Genomic DNA, 13,990 nt, shown 5'->3' on the forward strand with positions numbered 1-13,990 from the left:
AAACCATAAACTGTAAACTGACCGTTAGAAGGATTCGGAAAAACAGTTACTGCAACGTTGTTGTTTAATGTTTCAACGCTGGTAGATGCATCGGTGAATTCATAAAATTCATTTTCACACCAGCCCGCATACGTTCCTGAGCCCACGTATCCTTTTCCGTTAATTGTAAAAAACACGGAAGCAAAGAGCGGAACATTTGCTGTGAAGTTGTAGGAATTCCATGTGTTTGCTGTTTCATTGTAACTGAAATAATCGGAATAGTTGGTGGTGCCTTCATCGGCTCCCCAGCCCACCACCATTGTATTGTTGAGCACAATGCCGAAGGGAGCAATGCGCCCGATGCCGGGAATGCTTGCAATCTGCGACCATGAATTTCCGGCAGGGTCGTAGCAATAAAAATCATTGCACTTGACTCCGTTCAAATCATGCCCGCAGCCCACATACATTTTTCCGTTGAGCGCCACCGCTACGGGGTGATGCCGTTTTGTTCCCATGAAAGGTGTAATAGCCGTCCATGAATCGGTGGTGGGATTGTACTTGTAAAAGTCATTGTAATTTCCGCCAGAGCCGTCACCGCAGCCCACGTATGCTTCGCCATTGATTACCGCCATGCACGGATGCCTTCGGGCTGCGCCCGGAAAAGAGGTTTTCTGCGTCCACGAATCAGCCGCTGGGTCATATTCCCAGAGGGAACTCAGATAACTCGAAGAAGTATTTCCGCAGGTGATATAGCCCTTGCCGCCTATGGAAAAACTTCCGCAATAACTGCGGGCAGCCATGGGAATATTATTTTTCTGAGTCCATGCATCGGTGGCGGGGTTATAGAGCCACCAGTCATTCAGGTTGTTTCCGTTATCATCCATGCCGGTTCCCAAATAGCCCATGCCGTTAATGTCAAAACCGGCTGCGTGGTGGCGGCTGGTAGAGGGAACATTTGCTTTTTGAGTAATGGTGTACTGCGCTTGCGCAAAGCAGCAGGAAAAGAACAGAGCGCAAAGAATAAATACTTTTTTCATGGGGGTGATTTTAAAGAATAGACAAAGATGAACTATGAAAACTGAAAAAGCAAAAAAACTTTTCACTGAAATTTAAGATTCTAAGATGTCCAATCGGGTAATATATACCGAAGGTAGTTAGGTTTCAGAAAATCATAATTACTCCTACTAAATACCAATCTTTACTAATGTACTAATTGCTGCCTGTTTTGGATTGGTATATTGGTATGAATTGGTATTTAGCAGGGTTCATCGGTGAAATCAAGTTTCGCAAACCTGATTTGTTTCAATATAATTTGAATCGGTTTGTATAAATAAACTTTTCTCCTTCCTCTTTTCTTGTATCCCCATTGGGGTTGCCGTTATCTGAATTAATTGTGTTCACTTTACCTGCAAAAAAATTTTCAGCGCAGGCAATGCAAACAGCAAGCAAATGTTTCGGAAAGTTTCTTAGGCGGTTGAGAAAAGCGAAAGGATTGTCTCAGGAAGAATTCGGAGATATATTAGATGTTGAAGGCAGGTATGTATCAAAACTAGAGAACGGAAAAATAAATGTCACCTGCGCAACTATCGACTCTTATCTGAAAAAATTACGCAAGAAACATATTGCTGTATTTAATCCGGCTTTGTTCAATGAATAAAATACACCCCCGATTGCGCCTCCTTGCCGAGGCAGCAAAGTTTATTTTCAATGCTTTGAAACGCCTCGTCAGGAGGGGAAGACGAAAGCAGAGCCGCTTACCGATTATTCAGGTCTTTTCCCGAACTAAAGTTGCAACCTCGCGGGAAGAAATTGCAACCTCGCGGGAAGAAGTTGCAACCTCGCGGGAAGAAGTTGCAACCTCGCGGGAAGAAGTTGCAACCTCGCGGAAAGAAATTGCAACCTCGCGGAAAGAAGTTGCAACCTCGCGGAAAGAAACTGCAACCTCATGGGAAAAAGTTGCAACCTCACGCAAAGAAGTTGCAACCTCACGCAAAGAAGTTGCAACCTCACGGCAAGAAGTTGCAACCTCATGGGCTGTTCGCCCCTGTTTAAATTTTATTTTCCTCTGTTTTAATGCTAAATCCTTAATCATAAATCCTTAATCCTTAATTACCATGGCAGCAACAAAAAAATCAAAAAGCACCATTCCAACCAAAGACGCGCCTTTCATGGATTGGCTCGGCAATTATCAAACCCAAGTTCAATCCCTCATTGGCAACAACGCGCCCGATGGAGAACCCTGGTTTTATCCCCGCATGGTGAACCGCTGGAACGGAGTGATAGTGCCGAAAATCACCGCCCTCACTGCCGACTGGAACAAGGTGAAGGTGAAAAATAACCGCAACACCAGCGATGTAAAGCAGTTTAATGACGATAAGAAAAAATTTCTGAAAGAAACCTTCCGCCCTTTCAACAAGGCGTATGTTTTATATCACACCGAACTCACGGTGGCGCAGCGTACCAGCATTGGCATTCTGCCTGTGGCAGACGCCACCAAAACGGCTGCATCGCAAACCGTTCAGCAGTGCTTTGCCACCTATAAAAATTTGGGCAGTTGCGTGGAAGAATTTCACTGCACGCTCGAAGAACACTCCACCAAAGGAGGCACGCCACAAGACAAGGTGGTGCAGATGGCTTTTATGTTTATTGCCAATCCGCTTGCCGCTCCTTCTGCAACTCCGAACCCGCAACCCTCAACTCCGCCCGCCACTCCGCGCGATTGTCCGCGTCAGGATATTTCCACCAAAGCGCTTTTCCGAAAGGACTTTTCAGAGTTCAACATGAACGGAACAGGCGGAACTTTATACATCTTCTTTAGATGGTTCGACATTCACCACAACGAAAAGAGCGGACCCTGGAGCATACGGTATGCGATTGTGATGGGGTGAGGAAAAAAAATCCCCGTTTTGCTTTTTGCAAGGCGGGATTTTTTATTTTTGTTTAAACAAATAAATCACGATGAAAAAACTTTACACAATTATTTTATTTGCTCTTGCAGGAACAATTGCAAATGCGCAGCAAAACACATGGACGCAAAAAGCCAACTTTGGCGATACCTACCGGACTAATGCTGTTGCTTTTTCCATCGGTACAAAAGGATATGTCGGCACAGGATGGGACATCAGCAATACCTACAAAAGAGATTTATGGCAATATGATCCTACGGGAGACACATGGACGCAGATGGCGGACATCGGCACAAGCGGTTCGCTTGCAAGATATGAAGCCATTAGTTTTTCCACTGCTACAAAAGGATACATTGGAATGGGAGAAAACATCAGCACAAAGTTTAAGGATTTGTGGGAATATGATCCTACCGGAAATACATGGACGCAGAAAGCGAACTATCCGGGAAATTCAAGAATAGGTCTGGTTGGATTTTCAATAGCCAATTTAGGATACGCGGGTCTGGGCGAAGACACAAGTTATAATTTTACAACTGAATTCTATCAATACAATCCTTCCGGTAATACATGGACTGCAAAAGCAAATTTTACAGGTCCGGGCCGGAGCGATGCAAGGGGCTTTTCTATAAATGGAATGGGATACATTGGTCCCGGTGGCGGAAACACTGCGCTGGAGGATTTCTGGCAATATAATCCTAACACAAATTCATGGGCGCAGAAAGCGAACTTCGGAGGCGGTTTCAGAACTAACACAGTGGGATTTTCCATTGGCACAAAAGGATTTATAGGCACTGGATTATATACGACTAATTATTATTCGGATTTTTGGATGTACGACCCGAGTTTGGATTCATGGACGATGATGGCTTCTTTTCCCGGAACCGCACGAGGTTCTGCCATCGGATTTTCTATAGGCAACAAAGGATATCTGGGCACAGGGGAAAATTCAAATACGGGTAGTCGCTTTCAGGATTTTTATATGTATGACGCAGGCGCATTAAGCGTAAATGAAATCAATCTTGATAATTTAATTTCAGTTTATCCAAATCCAACAAACGGAAAATTCAATTTGAGTTCTGAAATAACAAAAGGAGAAATTTCTATTTATAATATGCAGGGAGAAAAAATTTATTCCTCTATAATAAATTCAAACAAATCCGAAATTGATTTGCGCGAAGCGCCCAGTGGAATTTATTTTTTACAACTAAAAACAGAGCGAGGAACTGCCAACAAGAAAATAGTAATCACGCAGTAATTCCCCTGATAATTCCATCCTTCGATTCGCGGATAAACTTTACGATGAGTTCCTTTTCGGAAGAAGAAGGGGCTTCGTGCTCCACAATGTTCAGCGCGTTGGAAACATTATAGCCGCGCACATAAATGGTGCGGTAAATATCTTCAATCTGTAAAATACGTTCGGGAGAAAAACCTCTCCGCCTCAAGCCCACCGAGTTTACTCCGATATAAGAAAGCGGCTCGCGTGCGGCTTTCACAAAGGGCGGAACATTTTTCCGGACGAGCGAACCACCGGTTACAAACGAATGCGCTCCCACACGAACAAATTGCTGAACTGCAACAAGCCCTTCAAGAATTGCCCAGTCATCAATGTTAATATGTCCTGCCAGATTTACCGAGTTAGCGAGAATTACATTGTTACCTATTTCACAATCGTGCGCTATGTGCACATACGCCATCAGCAAACAATTGCTTCCGACAGAAGTTTTCATCCGGTCTTTTGTTCCGCGGTTCACGGTAACAAACTCGCGAATGGTGGTGCCATCGCCAATTTCAACGGTGGTTTCTTCACCGGTGAATTTTAAATCCTGCGGAATGGCGGAAATCACTGCACCGGGAAAAATGCGGCAGTTCTTCCCGATGCGGGCTCCTTCCATCAGCGTAACATGCGGGCCAATCCAGGTTCCTTCGCCAACTTCCACATTGGAATTAATTACAGCGAAAGGAGAAACGGTTACGTTCTTTCCGAGTTTGGCGTCTTTATGTACAGATGAATTGGGAGAAATCATAAAAAATATGATGCTAATATACTAATGTATACCAATGATACTAATTCAAAATACTAATATACAAATGAGCCAGTGTCATTCGTATTATTCGTTTCATTAGTACGCATTTGTATATTGGCATTAGATTTTAATTGGAGTGAACTATGAAATGCGAATATACAAATGCGTACTAATGAAACTAATCATACTAATATGCGAATAAGTTATTAGTATTCATTTGTATTATTTGTTTCATTAGTATCAATTAGTATATTGGCATTAGATTTTAATTGGAGTTCACAGGAACAGCAGCAGCCGAAGGAGCGCTCTTCACTCTGATTATCTGCGCGAGCATAATGGCTTCCATCACCGGCTTGTCATTCACATACGCAATACCGCTCATGCGGCAAAGTCCCCTGCGGATGGGCTCAAGAAGATGAAGGTCAAAAACCACCGTATCGCCCGGCAGCACTTTGTTCTTGAATTTTGCTTCTTCAATTTTCAAAAAGTAAGTGAGATAATTTTCGGGGTCGGGAACTGTTTTCAGAACAAGCACTCCTCCTGTTTGCGCCATGGCTTCCACCAGAAGAACTCCGGGCATTACGGGGTTTCCGGGAAAATGACCGCGGAAAAAATCTTCGTTCATCGAAACATTTTTCACGCCCACTACGTGCGTGGGAGTGAGTTCAAGAATTTTATCTATGAGTAGAAAGGGTTCGCGGTGCGGAAGTATTTTCATAATCTCATTGATGTCGAATAAAACTTTGTTCACATCAAACTTCGGAACTTCCGTTTTTCGGACGAGCGGTGCAACGGATGCCGACTTGAATGTTTCTGCTTCTTTTTCTTTTTTAATCAGCTCTTTTATTTTTTTCGCGAAGGAAACATTTCCAGCATGACCCGGGCGGGCGGCAAGAATATGCGCTTTAATTGGCGCTCCAACCAGAGATAGGTCACCAACAATATCTAAAAGTTTGTGGCGCGCTGGCTCATTGTAAAAATGAAGAGTGGTATTATTTAAAATTCCTTTTCCCTTCACTTCCACATTTGGTTTATTAAAAACTTTTCGAAGATGGGCAAGGTCTGCATCGGGCACAGGTTTATCCACAAGCACAATCGCGTTATCCAGATCTCCGCCCTTGATTAAATTATGCTGAAGAAGCGTTTCGAGTTCGTGAAGGAAAACAAAAGTTCTGCATTTTGCAATTTCAGTTTTGAATTCGCCTACCTTATATATATGTGCGTGCTGCGTTCCGAGAACTTCTGAATTATAATCCACCATCACTGTTAAACGAAATTCTTCCTGCGGAACTGCGAGCATTTCCACGTGCTTTGCATTATCTTCGTACGTGAGAATTGATTTCAGTTCGAAGTAAACACGCTCTGCATTTTGTTCTACCGCGCCTGCTTTTTCCAGCGCTTCGATGAAAGGCATGGAACTTCCGTTCATGATTGGAATTTCAGGGCCGGTAACTTCAATGAGGCAATTATCTATTTCCATTCCCACCAGCGCGGCAAGAACGTGTTCTGTTGTGTGAACTCGCGCTCCGTTTTGCTCGAGCGTTGTTCCGTGGTCGGTGGATATAACATTATCCGCATCTGCATCAATGATGGGTTTGTTCGGCAAATCCACCCGCTGAAATTTATACCAGTGATTTTCAGAAGCGGGTTTGAAGGTGAGAGAAACTTTTTCTCCGGTATGAAGCCCTACTCCTGATACGGTAACTGGAGTTTTGATGGTGCGTTGTTTCATTATTAAAATGCGAATATACGAATGGATGCCAATGAAACTAATCCTACTAATAACAACTATACAAATAAATACAAAAAGCAAATATTACAAAAACTTCTTTCTCACGTCCGTTTCTATCTGCACAATACGAACCGGTCTTACATATTCTGCTCTGAAATTTACAAGTAAACACAATCTTTTATCTGCACTTTGAAGATATCGCTGTGACTGAAAGTAATCTTCTTTAGTCACAACATCTTTTGTTTTTGCTTCTAAAACAATTTTATCATCTATTAAAAAATCAACTCTATTCCCTGATTTTCCAATAGGATATTCCCGGATATATGGAATATTAACTTCTTTTAGTTTGTCTTCAATCGCATCGCAATACTGTTTCTCACGGGAGTATCTTCCTACTTTATTATGTACATCGTAACAAATCCCAACAATAGAATAAGAAAGTTCAGGATAAATTAATTTTTCTTCTCCATTCGTATTGTCATTTGTATTATTCGTTTCATTAGTATCAATTTGTATATTAGCATTTGAAACAATCTTTTGCAATTCCTGAATGGTTTTTTGTATATCAGGTAAATTCTTAAACAGAACATATGACCTCTTATATTCTCCTATGGAAAAAGCAGGCGAACCCTGAACAGTTGTATTTTCTTCCTTGATGGTATTTCCAATTCCGGATTGTGCGGCAATTTTAGTTCCGTCAGCAATGGTGATGTGCCCCACAATTCCAACCTGTCCGCCAATGATGCAGTTCCTGCCGACTTTTGTTGAGCCGGCAACTCCGGTTTGCGCAACAATGATTGTGTTCTCTCCAATCTCCGCGTTGTGTCCGATTTGAATTAAGTTGTCGAGCTTAGCGCCTTTGCGGATAATAGTGGAACCAAGCGTTGCTTTATCAATCGTAGTGTTGGAACCAATCTCCACATTATCTTCGATAATTACATTTCCGAGATGAACAATTTTATAATTGTCATTGTTTGATGCGAAACCAAAACCATCACTACCGATTACAACGCCCGCATGAATGGTGCAGTGCTTTCCAATGTGAGTGTCGGAATAAATTTTTACTCCGGAATAAACAGTTGTGTTATCTCCAATCACGGAATTATCTCCGACAAAAACATTTGGATAGAGTTTCACATTATTTCCAATTTTCACATTCTCGCCTACGTATGCCGATGCTCCTATGTAAATATCTTTTCCAAGCGTTGCCGATTTTGCAATGGTTGCAAACTGCTCAATGCCGGTTTTATTATTTTTCACCTGCTGATACATTTCCAAAAGTTTTCCAAACGCCACGCGCGAATCTTCCACGCGGATAAGCGTGCAGGTTTTTTTGAGTGGCTGTTCGGCAGAAAAATCTTTGTTCACTATTACCACCGTTGCATCCGTAGTATATAAATAAGAATTGTAAGCGGGATTGCTGAGAAACGAAAGCGAGCCGGATTTTCCTTCTTCAATTTTTGAAAGCGAGTTAACCACAGCATCGGGGTTTCCTTCTACTTTGCCATTAAGCAACTGTGCGATTTGGCTGGCTTTATATTCCATTTCTAAGAGTTGGACAAATTTAGAGAAATATAATTGCTATGAGCAAGAATAAAGAGAGGAATTATTAAGAGAAAAAATGTAATTCTAAGTAAATTCCTTCGGAAAACACAAAAAATATTTCTTCACGGTTTTCTGCAACGCAGAAATATATTCCTGGTCGCTGGCTTTGGCAATGTCGGCAATCTTTCCGTCTTTGTAAAGAATATTAATTCGGATTTTATCCGGGCGGTAAGCATCATTCGTCACTGCATGTGAAAAGACAAAGTATTCCGTTTCTTTTTCACTTAACTTATATTTTTTCTGAACTTTCTTTTTCAACTCGCTTACTTGTTTTTCATCAAACGGTTCGTTTTGGATAATCACTTTATAAAGTTTGCGGTTCACGAGCATATCGCAAAGAGTTGATAGAATAAAATCATCACAGTTCATCCATGCTTTCAAAGTCGCAAAAATATCCGAATCATCGAGCAAAGAAAAATCATCGAGATGTAAAGAAATATTTTTTTTATTAATTGTGTTATAAAGGAAAGTTTCAAAAGCAGGAGTGCAGAAAAGTTTTTTCTTTTTTCCTGTCAGTTCTTTTGCCCGCTGAAGAATTTTCACGAGCAAAAACTCCGCGCTCAAAACAGTTTTATGCAAATACACTTCCCAGTACATCAATCGCCTTGCGATAATAAATTTTTCTACGGAATAAATTCCCTTCGCTTCCACAACTAACTCATCATTTTTCACGTTCAGCATTTTTATAATGCGGTCGGAACTGATTACACCTTCGGTAACGCCTGTGAAAAAACTGTCGCGGTTTAAATAATCCAATCTATCCATATCCAATTGCGAGGAAACTAACTGGTGAAGAAATTTCTTTTTATAAGTGTTCGTGAAAATTTCTTTCGCCACAGAAAGTTCTCCTTCGAATTCTTTGTTCAGTTTTTCCAGAAATAATTTTGAAATATCCTCGTGAGAAATATTTTCTACAATACTATTTTCCAGCGCGTGCGAAAAAGGTCCGTGTCCGATATCATGAAGTAAAACAGCAATCAAAACTCCGCGCTCTTCTTCTTTTGTAATTTCGATTTCCTTTGAACGAAGTGTTTCAATCGCTTTCGAAGTGAGGTGCATTGCACCCATCGCGTGCTGAAAGCGTGTATGCAAAGCACCAGGATAAACCAAACTCGTCAAACCCAATTGCCGAATCCGCTGCAACCGTAAAAAATAAGGGTGGTTTATTATTTTATGAATCAACGGATCGGGAACAGTAATGAAACCGTAAATGGGATCATTGAAAATTATCTGCTTCTTTGATGGCATGATTTACAATAGAAATTCGAATCGCAAAGATAACAGAATGGAAGGATGGAATACTGGAATGTTGGAAGGAGGGAGCACCGAACATCCAATCTTCCATTCTTCCAATATTCCCGCAACATCATCGTTCCGGAAATCATTATTAACTAACTTTACATTATGAACAAGGTAAACATTCTCTGGGCGGACGATGAAATTGATTTGCTGAAGCCACACATTCTTTTCCTGCAGGAAAAAGGTTACGAAGTAAAAACCGCCAAGAGCGGTGATGAAGCAATTGGAATGATAAAAGCCGAACCGTTCGATATTGTTTTCCTCGATGAACAAATGCCCGGGCTCAGCGGAATTGAAACGCTCACGCGCATAAAAAACTCGCGCGCTGATTTGCCGGTGGTGATGATTACCAAAAGCGAAGAAGAAGCGATTATGGAAAATGCCATCGGTTCAAAAATTTCTGACTACTTAATCAAACCGGTGAATCCAAATCAAATTCTTATTTCGCTGAAAAAAATTCTGGAGAACAAACGGCTTGTATCGGAGAAAACAAGTTCGGGTTACATGCAGGAGTTCCGCCAGATTGGAATGTCTTTCAGCGGTCATCTGGATTCAGAAGCGTGGAAAGAAGTTTACAAGAAATTAGTTTTCTGGGAACTTGAACTCGAAAAATCAGGTGACGAAAGCATGTCGGATATGCTTTCTATGCAAAAGTCGGAAGCGAATTCTGCATTCAGTAAATTTATTGACGCAAATTATATTGAATGGCTTCACGGAAAAAATAATCCTCCGCTTCAATCGCACACCGTTCTGAAAAATAAATTAGTTCCTCTTCTTGAGAAAAAGGAAAATGTTTTTCTGGTAGTGATTGACAATTTGCGCTATGACCAATGGAAAATAATTCAGCCGAGAATTTCAGAACTCTTCAACGTGCAGGAAGAATCGCTTTACTACAGCATTCTTCCTACCGTAACACAATTCGCGCGCAATGCCTTGTTCGCGGGCTTGATGCCAAGCGAAATTGAAAAACTTCGTCCTGATTTATGGCGCAACGAAGAAGATGAAGGAAGCAAGAACCAGTTTGAAGCCGAGTTTATGGCAGCGCAATTAAAACGCTGGGGAAAGGATGTGAAACATTCTTATCATAAAATTCTGAACATCAACGAAGGGAAAAAACTGGCGGATAATATTTCTAACCTGATGCAAAATAAATTAAACGTCATCGTTTATAATTTTGTGGATATGCTCTCGCACGCGCGCACCGAAATGGAAATCATCCGCGAACTTGCACCGCACGAATCAGCTTACCGCTCGCTCACGCTTTCGTGGTTCGAGCATTCACCGCTTCACGATATACTTAAACAAATCGCCAGCAAAAAAGGAACGCTCATCATCACCACCGACCATGGAAGCATTCGCGTAACCGAGCCGTCAAAAGTGGTGGGAGACAGAAACACATCCACAAATCTTCGCTACAAGCAGGGAAAAAGTTTGAGTTACGAAAAACGCGATGTGCTGGAAATAAAAAATCCGGACGATGCTTTTCTCCCGAGAATAAATGTGAGTACAACTTATATTTTTGCGAAGCAGGATAAATTTTTTGCTTACCCGAACAACTACAATCACTACGTGCAGTATTACCGCAACACTATTCAGCACGGAGGAATTTCGCTGGAGGAAATGATTATTCCGTTTGTAACGCTGACTGCGAAATAATTTAATTCTCCCCTTCAGTAAAGACAAGATTTGCAGGTTCTGAGAAAAAAGTATCTTAGTAATTCCAAACAGTTGCTTTTTTTCTATGAATAAATGGAACCACTGATTATAGAACCCACCGAACACCTGCTCTCAGTTTCTCTCGTTGCCGAAACAGGGAAATTTATTTTTGAAGGAAGGTCTCTTCCCGAAGATGCCAAGAAATTTTTTATACCAATTATAAAATGGCTTGAGCAATATGCGCTGAGTCCTGCCTCCCAAACAGAATGTTCCTTTAAAATGGAATACTTCAATTCATCTTCGCGCAAATGTTTTTCCGATGTTTTCAAAGTTCTTGACGCAATTCGCGAGAAAGGAAATGCGGTTAGAGTCATCTGGTTTTTTGAAGAAGACGATGAAGAATTGAAAGAAATAGGAGAAGCATACGAAAGTTCTACTGATTTGGATTTTCAATTTCTCCCGTACTAACACAGGAGATGCAAACTATTTTTCTAAAAAATATCTCTGAACTTCCGCAAGTTTCAAAATCAATTTTAGATTTTGCTCAGGATAAAAAGATTTTTTGCTTCTATGGAGAATTGGGCGCAGGAAAAACCACATTAATAAAAGAAATCTGCAGGCAGTTAGGCGTAACAGATTCAGGAAGCAGTCCCACCTTTGCACTGGTGAACGAATACCAAACTTCAGAAGGGGAAAAAATATTTCATTTTGATTTGTATCGTTTGAAAAATGAAAATGAAATTTTCGACATCGGTTACGAAGAATATCTCTTCAGCGGAAATTATTGTTTCACCGAGTGGCCGGAGAAAATGGAACATCTCTTGCCTAACGATGTAATCAAAATCAGAATTGCACTTAAAGGAGGAGAACGCATCATAACTATTGAGTAGAATAAATTCCAAATTACAAAAAACAAACTCCAACTAAATCCCAAGAACCAATTTCCAAATTCAAAACTGTTTCGAATTTCGGATTTAGAAATTGGTGCTTATTTGTTATTTGATGCTTGTTATTTGAGATTTGATTCGTATCTTCGATTATCCGTTCGCATCCGTGAAATTTAACTATGAAAGAAAAATCTACTCCTTCTAAAAACATACCCATCAGCGTGCTGCTTCCGCAGGAAGAAATGCTCGAAGTAGGCACAAAGAAAAGCAGTTTGTACATAGGAATTCCCCGCGAAATTTCTTTTCAGGAAAACCGCGTGGCGCTGGTGCCCGATGCAGTGGGCGTGCTGGTGAATAACGGGCACAGGGTAGTTGTTGAAACCAACGCAGGCAAAGCATCTAACTTTTCCGATACTGATTATTCCGAAGCGGGCGCAAAGATTGCTTATTCAGCCGAGGAAATTTACAAGGCAGATATTATTTTAAAAGTTGCTCCGCCCTCTGCAAAAGAAATAGAGATGATGAAACAATACCAGATTTTGCTTTCCACGCTTCAACTCTCCATTCAGTCCGATACGTTTGTGCGTGCGCTGATGAATAAAAAAATAACAGCCATTGCTTACGGATGGATTCAGGACAAGGAAGGAATTTTTCCTGTCATCCGTGCCATGGGAGAAATTGCCGGAGGCGCATCCATTCTCATTGCCGCAGAATATTTAAGCAACGTGAACAATGGTCCCGGATTAATTCTCGGTGGCATTTCAGGAATTTCTCCTACGGAAGTTGTAATTCTTGGCGCAGGAACGGTGGGAGAATTTGCCGCACGCGCTGCAATTGGATTGGGCGCATCGGTAAAAGTTTTTGACAACTCTCTTTATAAATTAAGAAGAATCCAAAATGCGCTCGGCAGAAGAATTTTTACCTCCGTGATTCAGCCGAAAGTTTTGCAAAAACATTTGCGCACTGCTGATGTTGCCATCGGAGCCATCCGCGCAACAAAGGGAAGAACTCCTCTTGTTGTTTCGGAAGAAATGGTGAAAGAAATGAAGAACGGTTCGGTGATTGTAGACATCAGCATTGACGAAGGCGGATGTTTTGAAACTTCGCAGGTAACAAATCACACGCAGCCGGTTTTCCGCAAGCACGGAGTAATTCATTACTGCGTTCCGAATGTGGCTTCGCGTGTTTCGCGCACGGCATCGTATGCGTTCAGCACTATTTTCGGTCCGCTCCTGATGAACATTGCCGAATACGGAAGCGTTGACCGCATGCTGAAACAGGATTTAGGTTTCCGAAAAGGAATTTATATCTACAACGGAATGCTCACCAACAAACACCTAGGAGATATTTTCAGAATTCCTTCGAAGGATATCAATCTTTTGCTGGCCGCGTTTTAATTCCTACCAAATACCAATTCGTACCAATATACCAATCAAAACAGGCAACAATTAGTACATTCGTACAGATTAGTATTTAGTAGAACTAATGACCACCGGAAAAAGAATACGCCTTTACCTTTTTGGTTTTCTGATTGGATGCGTCTTGGTTTATTTTATTCTTCTCCGTGGAAAAAACAGAAGTTATTGGCTTCCTGAAAACAGAATCAAAGAGCAGATGCTCAAAGGAAATTTGATTTATTCGGAACACGCCAAATGCAGAATGAAATGCCGGAACATCACCGAAGAAGAAGTAAAAGAAATTCTGAAAAAAGGAAGCGTGAATTTTTCTGAAAGCCATCCGCATGATTCACCTTGTCCTTCTTATGCGTTTGATGGAAAAACTTCCGCAGGTAAAAATGAACGAATCGTTTTTTCTTCGTGCGATACGCTCACAACAAAAGTGGTGACGGCAATTAATCTCGATTCAAAAAAAGATTCGTGTGAATGCAATTAGTGTTCCTTC

14 protein-coding genes are annotated in these 13,990 nt (G+C 41.3%); 8 read left to right on the forward strand and 6 right to left on the reverse strand.

Translation table 11 applies throughout. The features are described 5' to 3' along the window. Window positions 1-1,016 (reverse strand): hypothetical protein (locus HY063_05360; protein ID MBI3501204.1); only part of this gene is annotated, 1,016 nt, incomplete at its 3' end. A gap of 356 nt (window positions 1,017-1,372) precedes the next feature. Between HY063_05360 and HY063_05365 the strand changes: the two genes are divergently transcribed. Beyond that, window positions 1,373-1,636 (forward strand): helix-turn-helix transcriptional regulator, encoded by a 264-nt coding sequence (locus HY063_05365; GenBank protein ID MBI3501205.1) that lies wholly within the window; start codon window positions 1,373-1,375, stop codon window positions 1,634-1,636. Window positions 1,637-1,744: 108 nt separating this feature from the next. On the opposite strand, the gene HY063_05370 is transcribed toward HY063_05365, so the two are convergent. Continuing rightward, the gene (locus HY063_05370; GenBank protein ID MBI3501206.1) at window positions 1,745-2,071 is read right to left on the reverse strand and encodes a methyl-accepting chemotaxis protein; all 327 of its coding nucleotides are present in this window, start codon (window positions 2,069-2,071) and stop codon (window positions 1,745-1,747) included. Window positions 2,072-2,093: 22 nt separating this feature from the next. Here HY063_05370 and HY063_05375 point away from each other — a divergent pair, with 22 nt between their 5' ends. Together HY063_05375 and HY063_05380 are read left to right on the forward strand one after the other, a co-directional pair. Next, window positions 2,094-2,867 carry a hypothetical protein gene (locus HY063_05375; protein MBI3501207.1) on the forward strand — a complete coding sequence of 258 codons (774 nt, stop codon included), beginning with the start codon at window positions 2,094-2,096 and terminating at the stop codon, window positions 2,865-2,867. Between the two features lie 70 nt (window positions 2,868-2,937). Next, on the forward strand, window positions 2,938-4,140 hold the full coding sequence (locus HY063_05380; protein ID MBI3501208.1) for a T9SS type A sorting domain-containing protein: 1,203 nt from the start codon (window positions 2,938-2,940) through the stop codon (window positions 4,138-4,140). Here the strand turns inward: HY063_05380 and lpxA are convergent. From lpxA to HY063_05400, 4 genes are all read right to left on the reverse strand, one after another. Continuing rightward, a complete protein-coding gene (gene lpxA / locus HY063_05385; protein MBI3501209.1) occupies window positions 4,130-4,909 on the reverse strand; it encodes an acyl-ACP--UDP-N-acetylglucosamine O-acyltransferase in 780 nt (259 codons plus the stop codon). The two genes, HY063_05380 and lpxA, sit on opposite strands and share 11 nt — an antisense overlap. 265 nt (window positions 4,910-5,174) lie before the next feature. Further along, entirely contained in the window at window positions 5,175-6,641 is a 1,467-nt protein-coding gene (locus tag HY063_05390) for a bifunctional UDP-3-O-[3-hydroxymyristoyl] N-acetylglucosamine deacetylase/3-hydroxyacyl-ACP dehydratase (GenBank protein MBI3501210.1), read from the reverse strand. Between the two features lie 84 nt (window positions 6,642-6,725). Continuing rightward, window positions 6,726-8,186 (reverse strand): UDP-3-O-(3-hydroxymyristoyl)glucosamine N-acyltransferase, encoded by a 1,461-nt coding sequence (gene lpxD, locus HY063_05395; GenBank protein MBI3501211.1) that lies wholly within the window; start codon window positions 8,184-8,186, stop codon window positions 6,726-6,728. A gap of 84 nt (window positions 8,187-8,270) precedes the next feature. After that, a complete protein-coding gene (locus tag HY063_05400; protein ID MBI3501212.1) occupies window positions 8,271-9,494 on the reverse strand; it encodes an HD domain-containing protein in 1,224 nt (407 codons plus the stop codon). A gap of 156 nt (window positions 9,495-9,650) precedes the next feature. On the opposite strand from HY063_05400, the gene HY063_05405 reads away from it, so the two are divergent. The 5 genes from HY063_05405 (at window position 9,651) to HY063_05425 (ending at window position 13,981) form a co-directional block, all read left to right on the forward strand. After that, window positions 9,651-11,201: a PglZ domain-containing protein gene (locus tag HY063_05405; GenBank protein ID MBI3501213.1), complete on the forward strand. Its 1,551-nt coding sequence runs from the start codon at window positions 9,651-9,653 to the stop codon at window positions 11,199-11,201. A gap of 93 nt (window positions 11,202-11,294) precedes the next feature. Beyond that, on the forward strand, window positions 11,295-11,669 hold the full coding sequence (locus tag HY063_05410; GenBank protein ID MBI3501214.1) for a DUF1987 domain-containing protein: 375 nt from the start codon (window positions 11,295-11,297) through the stop codon (window positions 11,667-11,669). Between the two features lie 8 nt (window positions 11,670-11,677). Continuing rightward, a complete protein-coding gene (tsaE, locus tag HY063_05415; GenBank protein MBI3501215.1) occupies window positions 11,678-12,091 on the forward strand; it encodes a tRNA (adenosine(37)-N6)-threonylcarbamoyltransferase complex ATPase subunit type 1 TsaE in 414 nt (137 codons plus the stop codon). A gap of 176 nt (window positions 12,092-12,267) precedes the next feature. Next, complete coding sequence (locus HY063_05420) at window positions 12,268-13,485, forward strand: alanine dehydrogenase (GenBank protein MBI3501216.1); 1,218 nt, start codon at window positions 12,268-12,270, stop codon at window positions 13,483-13,485. 88 nt (window positions 13,486-13,573) lie between these two features. Next, the gene (locus HY063_05425) at window positions 13,574-13,981 is read left to right on the forward strand and encodes a DUF4258 domain-containing protein (GenBank protein MBI3501217.1); all 408 of its coding nucleotides are present in this window, start codon (window positions 13,574-13,576) and stop codon (window positions 13,979-13,981) included. Window positions 13,982-13,990: the final 9 nt, after the last annotated feature.

This window comes from Bacteroidota bacterium (genome assembly GCA_016195025.1).
Taxonomy (GTDB): domain Bacteria; phylum Bacteroidota; class Bacteroidia; order Palsa-948; family Palsa-948; genus Palsa-948.

Coding starts and splice junctions, on each gene's coding strand:
- HY063_05380 (MBI3501208.1), top strand. CDS start 2,938: ATGAAAAAACTTTACACAATTATTTTATTTGCTCTTGCAGGAACAATT.
- HY063_05375 (MBI3501207.1), top strand. CDS start 2,094: ATGGCAGCAACAAAAAAATCAAAAAGCACCATTCCAACCAAAGACGCG.
- tsaE (MBI3501215.1), top strand. CDS start 11,678: ATGCAAACTATTTTTCTAAAAAATATCTCTGAACTTCCGCAAGTTTCA.
- HY063_05370 (MBI3501206.1), bottom strand. CDS start 2,071: ATGATTAAGGATTTAGCATTAAAACAGAGGAAAATAAAATTTAAACAG.
- HY063_05405 (MBI3501213.1), top strand. CDS start 9,651: ATGAACAAGGTAAACATTCTCTGGGCGGACGATGAAATTGATTTGCTG.
- HY063_05410 (MBI3501214.1), top strand. CDS start 11,295: ATGGAACCACTGATTATAGAACCCACCGAACACCTGCTCTCAGTTTCT.
- HY063_05400 (MBI3501212.1), bottom strand. CDS start 9,494: ATGCCATCAAAGAAGCAGATAATTTTCAATGATCCCATTTACGGTTTC.
- HY063_05420 (MBI3501216.1), top strand. CDS start 12,268: ATGAAAGAAAAATCTACTCCTTCTAAAAACATACCCATCAGCGTGCTG.
- HY063_05425 (MBI3501217.1), top strand. CDS start 13,574: ATGACCACCGGAAAAAGAATACGCCTTTACCTTTTTGGTTTTCTGATT.
- lpxA (MBI3501209.1), bottom strand. CDS start 4,909: ATGATTTCTCCCAATTCATCTGTACATAAAGACGCCAAACTCGGAAAG.
- HY063_05390 (MBI3501210.1), bottom strand. CDS start 6,641: ATGAAACAACGCACCATCAAAACTCCAGTTACCGTATCAGGAGTAGGG.
- lpxD (MBI3501211.1), bottom strand. CDS start 8,186: ATGGAATATAAAGCCAGCCAAATCGCACAGTTGCTTAATGGCAAAGTA.